General features: G+C 70.7%; 15 protein-coding genes. All 15 read left to right on the top strand.

The features are described from left to right. Positions 1-7: 7 nt before the first annotated feature. A complete protein-coding gene (gene rsmH / locus EZ242_RS11310; protein WP_135285266.1) occupies positions 8-919 on the top strand; it encodes a 16S rRNA (cytosine(1402)-N(4))-methyltransferase RsmH in 912 nt (303 codons plus the stop codon). Beyond that, positions 916-1,209 carry a cell division protein FtsL gene (ftsL, locus tag EZ242_RS11315; RefSeq protein WP_135285267.1) on the top strand — a complete coding sequence of 98 codons (294 nt, stop codon included), beginning with the start codon at positions 916-918 and terminating at the stop codon, positions 1,207-1,209. Before rsmH ends, ftsL begins: the two co-directional genes overlap by 4 nt. Beyond that, positions 1,206-2,936, top strand: a complete 1,731-nt coding sequence (locus tag EZ242_RS11320) for a peptidoglycan D,D-transpeptidase FtsI family protein (protein ID WP_135285268.1) — start codon at positions 1,206-1,208, stop codon at positions 2,934-2,936. The genes ftsL and EZ242_RS11320 overlap by 4 nt, the downstream gene beginning before the upstream one ends. Then, positions 2,936-4,414 carry a UDP-N-acetylmuramoyl-L-alanyl-D-glutamate--2,6-diaminopimelate ligase gene (locus EZ242_RS11325; RefSeq protein WP_135285269.1) on the top strand — a complete coding sequence of 493 codons (1,479 nt, stop codon included), beginning with the start codon at positions 2,936-2,938 and terminating at the stop codon, positions 4,412-4,414. Before EZ242_RS11320 ends, EZ242_RS11325 begins: the two co-directional genes overlap by 1 nt. After that, positions 4,414-5,796 carry a UDP-N-acetylmuramoyl-tripeptide--D-alanyl-D-alanine ligase gene (locus EZ242_RS11330; RefSeq protein WP_420821249.1) on the top strand — a complete coding sequence of 461 codons (1,383 nt, stop codon included), beginning with the start codon at positions 4,414-4,416 and terminating at the stop codon, positions 5,794-5,796. The genes EZ242_RS11325 and EZ242_RS11330 overlap by 1 nt, the downstream gene beginning before the upstream one ends. After that, entirely contained in the window at positions 5,787-6,965 is a 1,179-nt protein-coding gene (gene mraY / locus EZ242_RS11335; RefSeq protein ID WP_135285271.1) for a phospho-N-acetylmuramoyl-pentapeptide-transferase, read from the top strand. The genes EZ242_RS11330 and mraY overlap by 10 nt, the downstream gene beginning before the upstream one ends. A 5-nt stretch (positions 6,966-6,970) precedes the next feature. After that, the gene (gene murD / locus EZ242_RS11340; RefSeq protein ID WP_135285272.1) at positions 6,971-8,482 is read left to right on the top strand and encodes a UDP-N-acetylmuramoyl-L-alanine--D-glutamate ligase; all 1,512 of its coding nucleotides are present in this window, start codon (positions 6,971-6,973) and stop codon (positions 8,480-8,482) included. 20 nt (positions 8,483-8,502) lie between these two features. Further along, positions 8,503-9,738, top strand: a complete 1,236-nt coding sequence (gene ftsW, locus EZ242_RS11345) for a putative lipid II flippase FtsW (RefSeq protein WP_240787071.1) — start codon at positions 8,503-8,505, stop codon at positions 9,736-9,738. Next, complete coding sequence (murG, locus tag EZ242_RS11350; RefSeq protein WP_135285274.1) at positions 9,735-10,805, top strand: undecaprenyldiphospho-muramoylpentapeptide beta-N-acetylglucosaminyltransferase; 1,071 nt, start codon at positions 9,735-9,737, stop codon at positions 10,803-10,805. The genes ftsW and murG overlap by 4 nt, the downstream gene beginning before the upstream one ends. After that, positions 10,802-12,217 carry a UDP-N-acetylmuramate--L-alanine ligase gene (murC, locus tag EZ242_RS11355; protein WP_135285275.1) on the top strand — a complete coding sequence of 472 codons (1,416 nt, stop codon included), beginning with the start codon at positions 10,802-10,804 and terminating at the stop codon, positions 12,215-12,217. The genes murG and murC overlap by 4 nt, the downstream gene beginning before the upstream one ends. Beyond that, positions 12,214-13,182, top strand: coding sequence for a D-alanine--D-alanine ligase (locus EZ242_RS11360; protein ID WP_135285276.1), 969 nt, complete (start codon positions 12,214-12,216; stop codon positions 13,180-13,182). Before murC ends, EZ242_RS11360 begins: the two co-directional genes overlap by 4 nt. Continuing rightward, positions 13,179-13,973, top strand: coding sequence for a cell division protein FtsQ/DivIB (locus tag EZ242_RS11365; protein ID WP_135285277.1), 795 nt, complete (start codon positions 13,179-13,181; stop codon positions 13,971-13,973). The genes EZ242_RS11360 and EZ242_RS11365 overlap by 4 nt, the downstream gene beginning before the upstream one ends. Positions 13,974-13,982: 9 nt before the next feature. After that, positions 13,983-15,212, top strand: a complete 1,230-nt coding sequence (ftsA, locus tag EZ242_RS11370; RefSeq protein ID WP_135285278.1) for a cell division protein FtsA — start codon at positions 13,983-13,985, stop codon at positions 15,210-15,212. Between the two features lie 162 nt (positions 15,213-15,374). Next, the gene (gene ftsZ / locus EZ242_RS11375) at positions 15,375-16,595 is read left to right on the top strand and encodes a cell division protein FtsZ (protein ID WP_135285279.1); all 1,221 of its coding nucleotides are present in this window, start codon (positions 15,375-15,377) and stop codon (positions 16,593-16,595) included. A 200-nt stretch (positions 16,596-16,795) separates the two neighbouring features. Then, positions 16,796-17,719, top strand: coding sequence for a UDP-3-O-acyl-N-acetylglucosamine deacetylase (lpxC, locus tag EZ242_RS11380; protein WP_135285280.1), 924 nt, complete (start codon positions 16,796-16,798; stop codon positions 17,717-17,719). The last annotated feature ends 4 nt before the right edge of the window (positions 17,720-17,723 follow it).

Consider the following 17,723-nt stretch of genomic DNA (forward strand, 5'->3'; position numbering starts at 1 on the left):
GCAGGCGGTGGACACCGAATGGAATCACACCACCGTCCTGTTGAACGAAGCGATCGAAGCGCTCGTCACCAGGCCGGACGGACACTACGTCGATGCGACCTTCGGCCGCGGCGGGCACACGCGCCTGCTGCTCTCGCGCCTCGGTCCGCAGGGGCGCGTGACGGCCTTCGACAAGGACCCGGAGGCGGTGGCGCAGGCCGCGCGCCTGCAGGACCCGCGCTTTTCCATCCGCCACCAGGGCTTCGCCCACCTGGTGGAGCTGGCGCCCCGCAGCGCCACTGGGCTGCTGATGGACCTGGGCATCAGCTCGCCGCAGATCGACAACCCCGCCCGGGGCTTTTCCTTCCGCCACGAGGGCCCGCTCGACATGCGCATGGATACCACGCGCGGCGAGAGCGTGGCCCAGTGGCTGTCACGGGCCGAGCTCGGCCAGATTGCGCAGGTGATTCGTGACTATGGCGAAGAACGGTTTGCTGTTCCGATTGCAAAGGCGATTGTGGCTCGCCGACAGGAACGGGGCCCTCTTGCAACCACCGCCGAGCTGGCCCAGCTCGTGGCTGGTGCGGTCAAAACCCGCGAGCCGGGCCAGGACCCTGCAACGCGCACATTTCAGGCTCTTCGGATTTTCATCAACGCCGAGCTTGAAGAGCTCGAGCAGGCGCTAGAGGCTGCCTTGGACCTCCTGGAACCCCAGGGCCGGCTCGTGGTGATCAGCTTCCACTCGCTGGAGGACCGGATCGTCAAGCAGTTCATCGCGCGCCATTCGCGCGAGGTGGTGGACCGCCGCGCGCCCTTCGCACCGGGCGTGCCCCTGAAGCTGCGTGCCCTGGCCCGCGTCAAGCCCTCGGCGGCCGAGGTCGCCGCCAACCCGCGCGCGCGCAGCGCGATCATGCGCGTGGCCGAGAGGACCTCGGCATGATGCGCCTGAACATCGTCCTGCTGCTGGCCGTGCTGGCCAGCGCGCTCTATCTCGTGCGCGTGCAGTACGACTCGCGGCGCCTCTACACCGAGATCGAACGCGCGCAGTCCGAGGCGCGGCGGCTGGACACCGAGCGCGAGCGGCTCATGGCCGACAAGCGCGGCCAGGCCACGCCGCTGCGCGTCGAGCGCCTGGCCAAGGAGCAGCTGCAGATGCGCCCGCCCTCGCCGGCGATCACGCAGTACGTCACGCAGGGCGCTGCCTCCGCGCCGGAGGTCGCCAGGAAATGACCCGCAGCGTCCTCTACACCTCCAGCCCGCTGCTGGCGAGCAAGACGCCGGTCTGGCGGAGCAAGCTCATCGTCGGCGGCATGGCACTGGCCTTCGCCGTGCTGGCCGGCCGCGCCGCCTGGGTGCAGGTCTTCGGCAATGCCTTCTTCCAGCGCCAGGGCGAGGTCCGCTTCGCCCGCACCCTGGAGCTGCCCGCCAACCGCGGCCGCATCCTGGACCGCCACGGCCTGTTGCTGGCCACCAGCGTGCCGTCCCCCAGCATCTGGGCCATCCCGGAAGACGTGGACGCCGACGACGCGCAGCTGGCCAGGCTCGCGAAGCTGCTGGACATGCCGTTGGCCGACCTGCGCAAGAAGCTCGCCAACGAGGAAAGAAGCTTCGTCTGGCTGCGCCGCCAGGTGGACGAAGCGGTGGCCAAGCAGATCGCGGCGCTGGGGCTCAAGGGCATCTACGAGCGCAAGGAATACAAGCGCCAGTACCCCGAGGGCGAAGCGGTCGCGCACGTGGTCGGCTTCACCAACGTGGAGGACCAGGGCCAGGAAGGCATCGAGCTGGCCTTCGACAAGGAGCTGGCCGGACGCGCCGGCTCGCGCCGCGTCATCAAGGACCGGCTCGGCCGCATCATCGAGGACGTGCGCGAGCAGGTGCCGCCGGTGGACGGCCGCGACCTGCAGCTGTCCATCGACAGCAAGGTCCAGTTCTTCGCCTACCAGAAGCTGCGCGACGCGGTGGTCCAGCACAAGGCCAAGGCCGGCAGCGTGGTGGTGCTCGACGCCCAAAGCGGCGAGGTGCTGGCGCTGGCCAACTACCCCAGCTACTCGCCCGACCGGCGCGTCAACCTCACCGGCGCCCAGCTTCGCAACCGCGTGCTCACCGACACCTTCGAGCCCGGCTCGACGATGAAGCCCTTCATCGCCGCGCTCGCGCTCCAGCGCGGGCTGGTGCGGCCCGAAACCCCCATCCAGACGGCCCCCGGCCGCCTGACCATCGGCGGCTCCACCATCAACGACGCGCACCCGCACGGCGTGCTGAGCGTCGCCGAGGTGATCCAGAAGTCCAGCAACGTCGGCACCGTCAAGATGGCGATGCAGATGCATCCCCGCGACATGTGGGAGCTGTACTCCGAAGTCGGCTTCGGCCAGCGTCCCCAGGTGCCTTTCCCCGGCGCCGTCAGCGGGCGGCTGCGTGCCTACAAGACCTGGCGGCCCATCGAGCAGGCCACCATGAGCTACGGCTACGGCCTGTCCACCAGCCTGTTCCAGCTGGCCCGCGCCTACAGCGTCTTCGCGCGCGACGGCGAGCTGGTGCCGGTGACGCTGCTCAAGACCGAACAGCCCGCCGCCGGCGTGCGCGTGTTCGAGGCCCGCCATGCCCAGGCCGTGCGGCAGATGCTGCACATGGCCGCCGGCCCCGGCGGCACCGCGCCGCAGGCGCAGACCGTGGGCTACTCGGTGGGCGGCAAGACCGGCACCGCGCGCAAGCAGGAAGGCAAGGGCTACGCCGCGGGCAAGTACCGCGGCTTCTTCGTCGGCATCGCGCCCGTGGACAAGCCCCGCATCGTGGTCGCCGTGATGATCGACGAGCCCAGCGGCGGCACCTATTACGGCGGTGCCGTCGCCGGGCCCGTGTTCAGCGCCACCGTGCAGCAGACCCTGCGCATGATGGGCGTGCAGCCCGACATGAGCGTCAAGCCGCAGGTCGTCGTGGCGGTGGAGGAATCGTTCTGATGCTGCGCTTCGACCAGCCCCAGGACGCCGCCTTGTGGCTCGCTGCCCGCGAATGCGGGCAGCTGCACACCGACAGCCGCCGCGTGCAGGCCGGCGACGGCTTCATCGCCTGGCCCGGCGCAAGCACCGACGCCCGCCGCCACGTGGCCGCGGCCCTGGCCCAGGGCGCGGCCGCCTGCCTGGTGGAGGCCGAAGGCGTCGAAGCGTTCGACTTCGGCGGCGCGCCGGTGGCCGCCTACCCGGGCCTCAAGGCGGCCAGCGGCCCCATCGCCGCCGCCTTCCTCGGCGAGCCCAGCGCGCGGCTCGACGTCGTGGCCGTGACCGGCACCAACGGCAAGACCACCACCGCCTGGTGGCTGGCGCAGGCCTTGAGCGCCGCCCGGCCCGACGCCGGCTGCGGCGTGGTCGGCACCCTGGGCGTGGGCCGGCCGCCCGAGGTCCAGGGCCTGGGCCTGACCACACCCGACGCGGTGCTGCTGCAGTCCTGGTTCCGCCGCTTCGCCGACCAGGGCCTGTCCGCCTGCGCCATCGAGGCCTCGTCCATCGGCATCGTCGAGCAGCGCCTGGCCGGCACGCGCATCCGCGTCGCGGTGTTCACCAACTTCAGCCGCGACCACCTGGACTACCACGGCGACATGGAGGCCTACTGGGCCGCCAAGGCCGAACTCTTTCGCTGGCCCGGCCTGCAGGCCGCGGTCCTCAACATCGACGACGAGCGCGGCGCGGCACTGGCCGACTCGCTCGCGGCCGCGCGCCTGGACCTGTGGACCGTCTCCTGCCGGACCGCGGCGCGCCTGCGGGCCGAGTCCATCGAGCACGGCCACGAGGGCCTGGCCTTCGAGGTGGTGGAGGACGGCCAGCGCGTGCCGCTCGCCACCCGCCTCATCGGCGACTACAACATCAGCAACCTGCTGGGCGTGATCGGCGCGATGCGCGCGCTGGGCGTTGCGCTGCCCGAGGCCGTGCGTGCCTGCGCGGCGCTGCTGCCCGTGCCGGGCCGCATGGAGGTGCTGCGGGCGGCGGGCGGACCGCTGGTCGCGGTGGACTACGCGCACACGCCCGACGCGCTGGACCAGGCGCTGGCCGCGCTGCGCCCCCTGGCCGCCGCGCGCGGCGGGCGCCTCTGGTGCGTGTTCGGCTGCGGCGGCGACCGCGACGCGACCAAGCGCCCGCTCATGGCCGCCATCGCCGAGAAGCACGCCGACCGCGTGGTCGTCACCAGCGACAACCCGCGCAGCGAGAAACCGGAGAACATCATCAGCCAGATCCTTCTGGGCCTGTCCCATCGCGAGGCGGTCGAGGTCGATGCCGACCGCGCCCGCGCCATCGCCGGCGCCGTGGCGGCCGCCGACGCTCGCGACCTCATCCTGCTGGCCGGCAAGGGCCACGAAACCTTCCAGGAAGTGGCCGGCACGCGCCTGCCCTTCGACGACCGCGAACACGCCCGCGCCGCGCTGGCGCGGAGGGCCGCCGCATGATGTTCACGCTGCAGCAAGCCCTCGACTGGCTGCCCGCATCCACGCTGGTGGGCGAGGGCTCCACGCCGGTCGCCCGCGTGCACACCGACACGCGCACGCTGCAGGCCGGCGACCTCTTCGTGGCCCTGCGCGGCGAGCGCTTCGACGCCAACGACCTGCTGGCGCAGGCGCGTGCCCAGGGCGCGGCCGCCGTGCTGGCCCACCGCGGCCGCATCCCCGCCGGCATGAGCGGGGTGGAGGTGGACGACACGCGCCTGGCACTCGGCCAGCTCGCCGCCGCCTGGCGTGCGCGCTTCTCGCTGCCGCTCATCGCCGTCACCGGCAGCAACGGCAAGACCACCGTCACGCAGATGGTCGCGGCCATCCTGCGCGCCTGGCAGGGCGACGCCGCCCTGGCCACGCAGGGCAACTTCAACAACGACATCGGCCTGCCGCTCACGCTGCTGCGCCTGCGCGACGCGCACCGGGTGGCGGTGCTGGAGCTGGGCATGAACCATCCGGGCGAGATCGACTATCTCTCCCGCATCGCCCGGCCCACCGTGGCCCTGGTGAACAACGCCCAGCGCGAGCACCAGGAGTTCATGGCCAGCGTGGAGGCGGTCGCGCGCGAGAACGGGTCGGTGTTCGCTTCGCTGGCGGAAGGCGGAAGCGCCGTCTTCCCGGCCGGCGACGAATTCAGCGCGCTGTGGCGGCAGATGGCCGGCACCCGCGCATGCATCACGTTCAGCGGCGCGGCGCAGGCGCCCGCCGCGGACATCGTTCTGGCCGGGTCTGAATGGCAACAGGGACACTGGAAGGTCCGGGCGCAGACGCCCCGGGGGCCGCTGCAGTTCCGACTCCATATCGCCGGCCGCCACAACGTGGTCAATGCCCTGGCGGCCACCGCCTGCGCGCTGGCCGCGGGCGCTCCGCTGGAGGCCATCGCCCAGGGGCTGGAAGCCTTCGAGCCGGTCAAGGGCCGTTCGCGGGCGCTGGCGCTCACGCTCGGCGAGCGCTCGATCACGCTGGTGGACGACAGCTACAACGCCAACCCCGACTCCGTCCGCGCGGCCATCGACGTGCTGGCCGAACTGCCCGCGCCGCAGCTGCTGGTGCTGGGCGACATGGGCGAGGTGGGCGAGCAGGGGCCGCAGTTCCATGCCGAGGTCGGCGACTACGCGCGGGCGCGTGGCATCCCGCACCTGTTCACGCTGGGCGAACAGGCGCGCGGCATGCGCGGGCGGCACTTCGAGCGCATCGAGGATCTGCTCGCCGAGGCGCAGGCGCTGCTGCCCACGCTGGGCAGCGTGCTGGTCAAGGGCTCGCGCTTCATGAAGATGGAGCGGGTGGTGCAGGCGCTGGCCGAGGCAGCGCCGTCGCCGGGAGGACCCGCATGCTCCTGAGCCTGTCCATCTGGCTGCAGTCGCTCTCGCCGGAATTCGGATTCCTGCGGGTGTTCCAGTACATCACCTTCCGCGCCGTGATGGCCGCCATGACGGCCCTGCTGATCGGCATCGGCGCCGGGCCCTGGGTGATCCGCCGCCTGACCGAACTCAAGATCGGCCAGCCGGTGCGCGACTACGCGATGCAGACGCACCTGGTCAAGAGCGGCACGCCCACCATGGGCGGCGTCCTGATCCTGATCTCCATCGCCATCTCCACCCTGCTGTGGTTCGACCTGGCCAACCGCTTCGTGTGGATCGTGCTGATCGTCACCCTGGGCTTCGGGATGATCGGCTGGGCCGACGACTGGCGCAAGGTCGTGCGAAAGGACCCCGAGGGCATGCGCTCGCGCGAGAAGTATTTCTGGCAATCCGTCATCGGCCTCATCGCCGCGGTCTACCTGGTCTTCAGCATCTCGGAAAGCTCCAACCTGCGCGTCGTGGAGCTGTTCTTCAACTGGGTCGTCTCGGGCTTCGACGTCGACCTGCCGCCCAAGGCCGGCCTGCTGGTGCCCTTCTTCAAGGAAGTGAGCTATCCGCTGGGCGTGTTCGGTTTCGTGATCCTCACCTACCTGGTGATCGTGGGCGCGAGCAACGCCGTCAACCTCACCGACGGCCTGGACGGCCTGGCCATCATGCCGGTGGTGATGGTCGGCTCGGCCCTGGGCGTGTTCGCCTACGTCACGGGCAGTGCGGTGTATTCGCGCTACCTGCTGTTCCCCTACATCCCCGGCGCGGGCGAACTCCTCATCTTCTGCGCCGCCATGGCCGGCGCCGGCCTGGCCTTCCTCTGGTTCAACACCTACCCGGCGCAGGTCTTCATGGGCGACGTGGGCGCACTCGCGCTCGGCGGCGCGCTCGGGACCATCGCCATCATCGTGCGCCAGGAGATCGTGCTGGCGATCATGGGCGGCGTCTTCGTGGTGGAGGCGCTGTCGGTCATGGTGCAGGTGATGTACTTCAAGTACACCAAGAAGCGCTTCGGCGAGGGGCGGCGAATCCTCAAGATGGCGCCGCTGCACCACCACTTCGAGAAGAGCGGCTGGAAGGAGACGCAGGTGGTCGTGCGTTTCTGGATCATCACCATGCTGTTGTGCCTGGTGGGCCTGTCCACCCTGAAGCTGCGGTGAGCGCCATGGCCCTCCACGATCAGCACGTCCTCATCCTCGGCCTCGGCGCCTCGGGCCTGGCCATGGCGCGCTGGTGCGCTCGCGAGGGCGCGCGCGTGACCGTGGCCGACACCCGGGAGGCGCCGCCGCAGCTGGTGGTCCTGCGCGAGGCCGTGCCCGAGGCGCGCTTCATCGCCGGCCCGCTCGACGCGGCGCTCCTGGCGGGGGACACGGCAGCGGTCTTCCGCAGCCCCGGCCTGTCGCCCGCACAGGTGGCCCCGGTGCAGGAGGCAGCCCGCGCCCGGGGCCTGCGCATCGGCGGCGAGCTGGACCTCTTCATGGAGGCTTTGGCCACGCTCAAGGCCGAGCAGGGCTACGCGCCCGCCCTCATCGCCATCACGGGCACCAACGGCAAGACCACGGTCACGTCGCTCACGGGGCAGCTCGTCGAGCGCTGTGGCCGGACGGTGGCGGTGGCCGGCAACATCGGCCCGTCGCTGCTGGACACGCTGGCCGCCAAGCGTGATGCGCAGGCGCTCCCCCAGACCTGGGTGCTGGAGCTCTCGAGCTTCCAGCTCGAGGGCGTGGAGGGCTTCGAGCCCAGCGCCGCCGCGGTGCTGAACATCTCGCAGGACCACCTGGACTGGCATGGCGACCTGGCCGCGTACGCCGCGGCGAAGGCGCGCATCTTCGGCCAGGGCGCCATGATGGTGCTCAATCGCGAAGACCCGGTCGTCATGGCCATGCGGCCGGCGCCGGTGCGCCTCAAGGGCGGCCGCATGGAGCAGCGCCCCTGCATCACCTTCGGCGGCGACCTGCCGCAGCGCCCCGGCGACTTCGGCATCGAGAACGTCAACGGCATGGCCTGGCTGGTGCGCGCCCTGGAGTCCGACGAAACGCACAAGCGCCGCAAGGACGAGGCCGAGGAACTGCACCTGCAGCGACTCATGCCCGCCGACGCGCTGCGCATCCGGGGCCGGCACAACGCCGTCAACGCGCTCTCGGCCCTGGCGCTGGCCACGGCCTGGGGCTGTCCGCTCGCGCCCATGCTGTATGGCCTGCGCGAGTACCGGGGCGAGCCGCACCGCGTGGAGCCCGTGGGCATCGTGGAGGGCGTCGAGTACTTCGACGACAGCAAGGGCACCAACGTGGGCGCCACGGTGGCCGCGCTGCAGGGCCTGGGCGCCGAGCGCCGGCTGGTCGTGATCCTGGGCGGCGACGGCAAGGGGCAGGACTTCTCGCCGCTGGCCGAGCCGCTGTCGCGGCATGCCCGCGCGGCGGTCCTGATCGGGCGCGATGCGCCGCGGCTGCGCGAGGCGCTCGGCGCCTGCGGCGTCGAGCTGGCCAGCGCCGACACGCTGGAGGACGCCGTGCGCATCGCCACGCAGCGCGCGCAGCCCGGCGACGCGGTGCTCATGTCGCCCGCCTGCGCCAGCCTGGACATGTTCGACAACTACGGGCACCGCGCCCGCGTCTTCCGCGCCGCCGTGCAGCAGGTCGCCGACGACGCCGGCGTGGTGCTGGAGGTGCAGCCGTGATCGCGCGCCTGACTTCCGGCATCGCCGACCGCTTCGGCCGCCTGGTCGCCGGCACGCCGCGCGAGGGCGGGCCGCTGCCGGTGCGGCTGTCCGGCTATTCCCGCCAGGCCGCGCCCGCCCGCGCGCAGGTCTTCGACCAGGCGCTGGTCTGGGTGGCCGTGGGCCTGATGATGTTCGGCCTGGTGATGGTGTTCTCGGCCTCCATCGCCATGCCCGACAACCCGCGCTTCGCGCGCTACAGCCAGTTCCATTTCTTCACGCGGCACCTGATCGCCATCGCCACCGGCTTCGTGGCCGCGCTGCTGGCCTTCCAGATCCCCGTGGCCACCTGGGAGCGGCTCGCCCCCTGGCTCTTCGTGGGCGCGCTGGTGCTGCTCATCGCGGTGCTGGTGCCGGGCATCGGCTCCGTGGTCAACGGCGCGCGGCGCTGGATCTCGCTGGGCTTCATCAACTTCCAGCCCTCGGAGCTGGCCAAGCTCGCGGTCGTCCTGTACGCGGCCAACTACATGGTCCGCAAGATGGAGGTCAAGGAGCGGTTCTTCCGCGCGGTGCTCCCCATGGCCGTGGCCGTGGGCGTCGTGGGCCTGCTGCTGCTGGCCGAGCCGGACATGGGCGCCTTCCTGGTGATCGCGGTCATCGCCATGGGCATCCTGTTCCTGGGCGGTGTCAACGCGCGCATGTTCTTCCTCATCGCCGCCGTGCTGGTCGTCGCCTTCGGCGTGATGATCGCCTTGTCGGACTGGCGGCGCGAGCGCATCTTCGCCTACCTGGATCCCTGGAGCGAAAAGCACGCGCTGGGCAAGGGCTACCAGCTCTCGCACTCGCTCATCGCCATTGGCCGGGGCGAGATCTTCGGCGTGGGACTGGGCGGCAGCGTGGAGAAGCTGCACTGGCTGCCCGAGGCGCACACCGACTTCCTGCTCGCGGTCATCGGCGAGGAGTTCGGCTTCATCGGCCTCTTGTGCCTGATCGTCGCCTTCCTCTGGCTCACGCGACGCATCATGCACATCGGCCGCCAGGCCATCGCCATGGACCGCCTCTTCGCCGGCCTGGTCGCGCAGGGCATCGGCGTGTGGATCGGCTTCCAGGCCTTCATCAACATGGGCGTGAACCTCGGGGCCCTGCCCACCAAGGGCCTCACGCTGCCGCTCATGAGCTATGGCGGCTCCGCCATCCTGATGAACCTCGTGGCGCTGGCGGTCGTCTTGCGGATCGACTTCGAGAACCGCGTTCTGATGAGAGGCGGCCGTCCATGAGCACGGCCCTCATCATGGCCGGCGGCACCGGTGGCCACATCTTCCCCGGCCTCGCCGTGGCCGAGGCCCTGCGTGAGAAGGGTTGGCTCGTCGTCTGGATGGGCGCGCCCGAGAGCATGGAAAGCCGCCTCGTTCCCGAGCGCGGCTTCGACTTCGAGCCGGTGTCCTTCGGCGGCGTGCGGGGCAAGGACATCAAGACCTACGTGCTGCTGCCGCTCAAGCTGCAGCGCGCCTTCTGGCAGGCCGCGCGCGTGATCCGCCGCATCAAGCCCGACGTGGTCCTCGGGCTGGGTGGCTACATCAGCTTCCCGGGCGGGATGATGGGCGTGCTCCAGGGCAAGCCGCTGGTGCTGCACGAGCAGAACTCGCGCGCCGGCATGGCCAACAAGGTGCTTGCGGGCGTGGCCGACCGCGTCTTCACCGCCTTTCCGGGCGTGCTGTCCAAGGCCGAATGCATCGGCAACCCGCTGCGCGAGAGCTTCCTGCGCCAGCCGCCGCCGGCCGAGCGGCTCGGCGCGCGCAGCGGCCCGCTGCGCCTGCTGGTGGTGGGCGGCAGCCTCGGCGCCCGCGCGCTCAACGAGCTGGTGCCGCAGGCGCTCAAGCGCCTGCCCGCCTCGCACCGGCCGCAGGTGCTGCACCAGAGCGGCGTGCGCATGATCGAGGAGCTGCGCACGCACTACCAGTCGGCCGGGGTGGAGGCCGAACTCACGCCTTTCATCGAGGACACGGCGCGGGCCTATGCCGAGGCCGACCTCATCGTCTGCCGCGCCGGCGCGAGCACCGTCACCGAGATTGCCGCGGTGGGTGCGGCTGCGGTCTACGTGCCCTTTCCGCACGCGGTGGACGACCACCAGACCAGCAATGCGCGCTTCATCGTCGATGCCGGTGGCGGCTGGCTGATGCAGCAGCGCGAACTCACTCCCGAATGGCTCGCCAGCCTGCTGGCGCGGGTCAACCGGGCCGAACTCATTCAGAAAGCCCAGGCCGCCAAGGCGGTGGAGAAGACCGGCGCCACCGCCGCGATCGTCGCCGCGTGCGAGCAGCTGGTGCAGGAGAGCAAGCGGTGAAGCACGCCGTCAAGCACATTCATTTCGTCGGCGTCGGCGGCTCGGGCATGTCCGGCATCGCCGAGGTCCTCCTCAACCTGGGCTACCAGATCTCCGGCTCGGACCTCGCCGACAGCGCCACGCTGCGCCGCCTGGCCGGCCTGGGCGTGCGCACCTGCATCGGCCACGAGGCCGCGCACATCCAGGGCGCCGACGCGGTGGTCACGTCCACGGCGGTGCAGGCCGACAACCCCGAGGTGGTCGCCGCCCGGGCCCGCAAGATCCCCGTGGTGCCGCGCGCCATGATGCTGGCCGAGCTGATGCGCCTGAAGCAGGGCATCGCCATCGCGGGCACGCACGGCAAGACCACCACCACCAGCCTGGTGGCCAGCGTGCTGGCCGAGGGCGGCCTGGACCCCACCTTCGTCATCGGCGGGCGCCTCAACAGCGCGGGCGCCAATGCCAAGCTGGGTGCGGGCGAGTACATCGTGGTGGAGGCCGACGAGTCCGACGCCTCCTTCCTGAACCTGATGCCGGTCATGTCGGTGGTGACCAACATCGACGCGGACCACATGGAGACCTACGGCCACGACTTCGGCCGGCTCAAGGGCGCCTTCCTGGACTTCCTGCACCGCATGCCTTTCTACGGCACGGCCATCCTCTGCGTGGACGATCCGGTGGTGCGCGAGATCGTCCCCGACGTGCAGTGCCCCATCACCAGCTATGGCGTCAGCGAGGACGCGCAGGTGCGGGCCGTGGACATCCGTGCCGTGGGCCCGCAGATGCATTTCACCGTGCAGCGGCGCAATGGCGTCGTGCTGCCGGACCTGCAGGTGAGGCTCAACCTCGCGGGCCACCACAACGTGCTCAACGCGCTGTCGGCCATCGCCGTCGCCGTGGAGCTGAACGTTCCGGACGCGGCGGTCTGCAAGGCCTTGGCCGAATTCCGCGGCGTGGGCCGCCGTTTCCAGAGCTATGGCGAGCTGCCCGTGTCCCCCGCCAACGGCGGCGGCCGCTTCACCGTGATCGAGGACTACGGCCACCACCCGGTCGAACTCGCCGCCACCCTGGCCGCCGCGCGCGGCGCCTATCCCGGCCGGCGCCTGGTGCTGGCCTTCCAGCCGCACCGCTACAGCCGCACGCGCGACTGCTTCGAGGACTTCGTCAAGGTGATGGGCCATGCCGACGCGGTGCTGCTGGCCGAGGTGTACGCGGCCGGAGAAGCGCCCATCGTCGCGGCCGACGGGCGCTCGCTCGCCCGTGCCGTGCGCGTGGCAGGCAAGGTCGAGCCCATCTTCGTGGACGACATCGGCGACATGCCGCAGGCCATCCGCGAGATCGCGCGCGACGGCGACGTGGTCATGTGCATGGGCGCGGGCTCCATCGGCGGCGTGCCGGCCCGGCTGGTGGACTTGTCGGGGAGCGCGGCATGAGCGCGGCGCAGGCCCTGGGCAAGGTGGCCGTCCTCATGGGCGGGCGCAGCGCCGAGCGCGAGGTCTCGCTCATGTCCGGCGCCGGCGTGCTCAAGGCCCTGCAGGGCCAGGGCGTGAACGCGCATGCCTTCGACCCCGCCGAACGCGACCTGTCGGAACTCAAGCGCAAGGGCTTCAAGCGCGCCTTCATCGCGCTGCACGGCCGCTTCGGCGAGGACGGCACGGTGCAGGGTGCGCTGGAGCTCCTGGGCATCCCCTACACCGGCTCGGGCGTCATGACCTCGGCCATCGCCATCGACAAGGTCATGACCAAGCGGGTCTGGCTGGCCGAGGGCCTGCCCACGCCGCGCTACGTGCTGCTGCGAAAGGGCGCCTACACCTCCGAGCAGGTGGCCGCCGTGCCCGGTGAGCTGGGCCTGCCGCTGATCGTCAAGCCGGCGCGCGAGGGCTCCTCGCTCGGCCTGACCAAGGTCACGCGCGACGCCGACGTGGCCGAGGCCGTGGAACGCGCCGCGGCGCTGGACTGCGACGTGCTGTGCGAGCAGTTCATCGCCGGCGACGAGGTCACCTGCCCGGTGCTGGGCGCGGGCGACGACGCGAAGCCGCTGCCGGTGATCCGCATCGTCGCGCCCGAGGGCAACTACGACTACCAGAACAAGTACTTCACCGACGACACGCAGTACCTCGTGCCCTGCGGCCTGCCCGAAGGCGAGGAGGCGGCCATCCAGGCGCTGGTGCTGCAGGCCTACCGCGTGCTCGGTGCGCGCGGCTGGGGCCGGATCGACGTGATGATCGACGCGGCCACGCGCAAGCCCTGGCTGCTGGAGCTCAACACCTCGCCGGGCATGACCGGGCATTCGCTCGTGCCCATGTCCGCCGCCGCCGCCGGCATCAGCTACGAGGCCCTGTGCCTGCAGCTGCTCGAAGGCGCCGCGCTCGACCCGCAGGGAGCCGCGAAGCGATGAGAACGCGCGCCGCCCCGGTCGTCCCCATGGACGTGCGCCTCATGAACGCCACCGCGATGCTGCTGTTCGCGGCCGTGGCGCTCATGGCCGTTGCCGCCCTGGGGACCTGGGCGCTGCGCCATCCGCTTTTCTCGCTCGGCCACATCACCGTCGCCGGCGACGTGGCGCACAGCAGCGCCTCGACCCTGCGCGCCAACGTCGCGCCGCGCCTGGCGGGCAACTTCTTCACCGTGGACCTGGCCCAGGTGCGCCAGGCTTTCGTGGACGTCCCCTGGGTGCGCCAGGCCGTGGTGCGGCGCGCGTTTCCGAACGGCCTGCGCGTGGTGCTGGAGGAGCACCAGCCGGTGGCCCTGTGGGGCGCCGACGGCGACGCCACGCTGGTCAACTCCCACGGCGAGGTGTTCGAGGCCAACGTGGGCGAGATCGACGTCGAGGCGCTGCCACGCCTGTCCGGCCCGGCCTCGCAGTCGGCCGCGGTCCTCGCGACCTACCGCGTGCTCGCGCCCCTGTTCCAGGGCATCGAGCTGCCCATCGAGCAGCTCACGCTGACCGGGCGCGGCAGCTGGCAGGTGGTCCTGGACAGCGGCGCCAAGGTCGAACTGGGCCGGGGCAGCACCGAGGAAGTGCAGGCGCGCGCGCAGCGCTTCGTGCTCACGATCACGCAGGCGGCGGGGCGCTACGGGCGCCGGCCCGAGGCGCTCGTGGCCGCGGACCTGCGGCACGCGGACGGGTATGCGATTCGATTGAGGGGCGTCAGCACCGTGGGTGCGGATGCACAGCAGAAAAAGTAGAGGAACACGATGGCGAAGGAATACAAGGACCTGGTTGTCGGCCTGGACATCGGCACCGCCAAGGTCATGGCGGTGGTGGCCGAGGTCATGCCGGGTGGCGAGCTCAAGCTGGCGGGGCTGGGCATCGCGCCGTCCAGCGGGCTCAAGCGCGGGGTGGTCGTCAACATCGACGCCACCGTGCAGAGCATCCAGCAGGCGCTCAAGGAGGCCGAGCTGATGGCCGACTGCAAGATCACGCGGGTCTACACCGGCATCACCGGCAGCCACATCCGCGGCATCAACTCCAGCGGCATGGTGGCCGTCAAGGACAAGGAGGTCACGCCCGCCGACGTGGCCCGCGTGGTCGAGACGGCCCGCGCCATCAACATCTCCACCGACCAGCGCCTGCTGCTCGTGGAGCCGCAGGAGTTCGTCATCGACGGCCAGGACGTCAAGGAGCCGATCGGCATGAGCGGCATCCGGCTGGAGGCCAAGGTGCACATCGTCACCGGTGCGCAGAGCGCGGCGGAGAACATCGTCAAGTGCGTGCGCCGCTGCGGCCTGGAGGTGGAGCAGCTGATGCTCAACCCGCTCGCCTCCAGCTATGCGGTGCTGAGCGAGGACGAGAAGGAGCTGGGCGTCGCGGTGGTGGACATCGGCGCCGGCACCACCGACGTGGCCATCTTCACCGGCGGCGCGATCCGCCACACCGCCGTCATCCCCATCGCCGGCGACCTCATCACCAGCGACATCGCGATGGCGCTGCGCACGCCGACCAAGGACGCCGAGGACATCAAGGTCGAGAGCGGCTACGCCAAGCAGCTCCTGGCCGACCCCGACCAGCAGGTCGAGGTTCCGGGCCTGGGCGACCGCGGCCCGCGCATGCTGTCCAAGCAGGCGCTCGCGGGCGTGATCGAGCCGCGCATCGAGGAGATCTTCTCGCTGGTGCACCAGGTGATCCGCGAATCCGGCTTCGAGGAGGTGCTGTCCTCGGGCATCGTGCTCACCGGCGGTAGTGCGGTCATGCCGGGCATGGTCGAACTGGGCGAAGACATCTTCCTCAAGCCCGTGCGGCGCGGCGTGCCCAAGTACATCGGGGCCCTGTCGGACATGGTGGCGCAGCCCCGCGCGGCCACCGTGATGGGGCAGCTGGAGGAGGCGCGCATCGCACGCATGCGCGGCCTGAAAGTCGCGCAGAAGAACGGGTCGATGAAAACGGCCTTCGGAAGATTCAAAGAGTTCATCGTGGGGAACTTCTGATGCATCCCCACAAACGATGGCTCGCGCGGGGCAGCCCGCCACGAAAACGACGACGAAGCGAGCGATGGCGGTGCACCGGACCGCCCCCTCGTTCGTTCACCGGCTAAGACATTCCAACAGTTTCAGACATAGGCAACTGCAACCCCTTCGAGGAGTTCACAAATGAGCATCGAAATGATCGAGAGCGAAGAGTTCAACATGGGCACCCAGATCAAGGTGATCGGGGTGGGAGGCGGCGGCGGCAACGCCGTCGAACACATGATCGAGCGGCAGGTCCAGGGCGTGGAGTTCATCAACGCCAACACCGACGCGCAGGCCCTGGCCCGCACGGCCGCCCACAAGACCATCCAGCTCGGGCAGAGCGGCCTGGGCGCGGGCAGCAAGCCCGAGAAGGGCCGCGAGGCCGCCGAGGCCGCCGTGGAACAGATCCGCGAGGCCATCACCGGCGCGCACATGCTGTTCATCACCGCCGGCATGGGCGGCGGCACCGGCACGGGCGCCGCGCCCGTGATCGCGCGCGTGGCCAAGGAGATGGGCATCCTCACCGTCGGCGTGGTCACCAAACCCTTCGACTGGGAGGGCGGCCGGCGCATGACCAACGCCGACAACGGCCTGTCCGAGCTGGAGGCCAACGTCGATTCGCTGATCGTGGTGCTCAACGAGAAGCTGCTCGAGGTGCTGGGCGACGACATCACCCAGGACGAAGCCTTCGCGCATGCCAACGACGTGCTGAAGAACGCCGTGGGCGGCATCGCCGAGATCATCAACGTGCCGGGCCACGTGAACGTGGACTTCGAGGACGTGCGCACCGTCATGGGCGAGCCGGGCAAGGCCATGATGGGAACGGCCGTGGCCTCCGGCCCCGACCGCGCGCGCATCGCCGCCGAGCAGGCCGTGGCCTGCCCGCTGCTGGAAGGCATCGACCTCTCCGGCGCCAAGGGCGTGCTGGTGCTGATCACCGCGGCCAAGGGCAGCCTGAAGCTGTCCGAGTCCAAGCTCGCGATGAACACCATCCGCGCCTACGCCTCGCCCGACGCGCACGTGATCTACGGCACCGCCTACGACGACGAGCTGGGCGACCAGGTGCGCGTCACGGTGGTGGCCACGGGCCTGTCGCGCCAGGGCCAGCAGCGCCGCACGGCGCCGCCGCTGCAGGTGCTGCGCACGGGCACGCACGACGTGGCCTTCAACATGCCGACGCTTGGCGAGATGACCGGAGGCCGGGCCGCCACGGTCGCTCCCGCACAGGAGTACGGCGGCCTGTCGGTGCCCAGCGTGTGGCGCACCAACCGGACCACCGCGGCGGCGAAGGTGGACGCGCTGTCCTCGGGGGGGATGGACGACTTCGAGATCCCCGCGTTCCTGCGGAAACAAGCCGACTGAGCGCGGGGCTCGCGGTGTGGTCTGCGCCCGCGGCCCCCACCCCAACCCTCCCCCAGAGGGGGAGGGGGTCCTTCTCCTTCCCCCACTGCGGGAAGGCTGGGATGGGGGCCCGTTCGCCAGCCCCTTGGCCCTTCGCCTATCACCGCCTTAGCCAAGGCCCACCTCGAGCCCGAGGGTGCCCCCCGTAAAATCCCGGCCCTATGCTGCAGCAACGCACCCTCAAGTCCCTGACCCGCGCCGTGGGCGTGGGCCTGCACAGCGGCCAGCGGGTGGAGTTGACGCTGCGGCCGGCGCCGCCGGACACGGGCATCGTGTTCCGCCGGGTGGACCTGCCCCAGCCGGTGGACATCCCGGTCACGGCCGAGGCGGTGACCGACACGCGCATGGCCTCCACCATCTCCAGCGGCTCGGCCAAGGTGCATACCGTCGAACACCTGATGTCGGCCTGCGCCGGCCTCGGGCTGGACAACCTCTACGTGGACATCACCGCCGAGGAAGTCCCCATCCTCGACGGCTCCTCCTCCTCCTTCGTGTTCCTGCTGCAAAGCGCCGGCATCGAGCTGCAGAGGGCGCCCAAGCGCTTCATCCGCGTGCTCGCGCCCGTCGAGGTGCGCGAGGGTGAGGGCGAGAACCTGAAGTGGGCGCGGCTGGACCCGCACCACGGCTTCAAGCTCAGTTTCGAGATCGACTTCGCCCACCGCGTGGTCGATTCCACCGCCCAGCGCCACGAGTTCGACCTGGGCCGCGACTCCTACACCCGCGACATCGCGCGCGCCCGCACCTTCGGCTTCACCAAGGACGTGGAGATGATGCGCGCGAACGGCCTGGCCTTGGGGGGCGGGCTGGACAACGCGGTGGTCATGGACGACTGGCGCGTGCTCAACTCCGACGGCCTGCGCTACGACGACGAGTTCGTCAAGCACAAGATCCTCGACGCCATGGGCGACCTGTACCTGGTGGGCAAGCCGCTGCTGGCCGCGTACTCGGCCTTCCGCTCGGGCCATGCCCTGAACAACAAGCTGCTGCGCGCCCTGCTGGCGCAGCAGGCGTGCTGGGAACTGGTGAGCTTCGAGGACGAGCGCCGGGCGCCCGTGGGCTTCGGCCTGCCGGCGCGCGCCTGGTAGGCGC

It is taken from the genome of Ramlibacter rhizophilus (assembly GCF_004681965.1).
GTDB classification, from domain to species: Bacteria; Pseudomonadota; Gammaproteobacteria; order Burkholderiales; family Burkholderiaceae_C; genus Ramlibacter; species Ramlibacter rhizophilus.

Coding starts and splice junctions, on each gene's coding strand:
- ftsL (WP_135285267.1), top strand. CDS start 916: ATGATGCGCCTGAACATCGTCCTGCTGCTGGCCGTGCTGGCCAGCGCG.
- EZ242_RS11320 (WP_135285268.1), top strand. CDS start 1,206: ATGACCCGCAGCGTCCTCTACACCTCCAGCCCGCTGCTGGCGAGCAAG.
- EZ242_RS11325 (WP_135285269.1), top strand. CDS start 2,936: ATGCTGCGCTTCGACCAGCCCCAGGACGCCGCCTTGTGGCTCGCTGCC.
- EZ242_RS11330 (WP_420821249.1), top strand. CDS start 4,414: ATGTTCACGCTGCAGCAAGCCCTCGACTGGCTGCCCGCATCCACGCTG.
- mraY (WP_135285271.1), top strand. CDS start 5,787: ATGCTCCTGAGCCTGTCCATCTGGCTGCAGTCGCTCTCGCCGGAATTC.
- murD (WP_135285272.1), top strand. CDS start 6,971: ATGGCCCTCCACGATCAGCACGTCCTCATCCTCGGCCTCGGCGCCTCG.
- murG (WP_135285274.1), top strand. CDS start 9,735: ATGAGCACGGCCCTCATCATGGCCGGCGGCACCGGTGGCCACATCTTC.
- EZ242_RS11360 (WP_135285276.1), top strand. CDS start 12,214: ATGAGCGCGGCGCAGGCCCTGGGCAAGGTGGCCGTCCTCATGGGCGGG.
- EZ242_RS11365 (WP_135285277.1), top strand. CDS start 13,179: ATGAGAACGCGCGCCGCCCCGGTCGTCCCCATGGACGTGCGCCTCATG.
- ftsA (WP_135285278.1), top strand. CDS start 13,983: ATGGCGAAGGAATACAAGGACCTGGTTGTCGGCCTGGACATCGGCACC.
- ftsZ (WP_135285279.1), top strand. CDS start 15,375: ATGAGCATCGAAATGATCGAGAGCGAAGAGTTCAACATGGGCACCCAG.
- lpxC (WP_135285280.1), top strand. CDS start 16,796: ATGCTGCAGCAACGCACCCTCAAGTCCCTGACCCGCGCCGTGGGCGTG.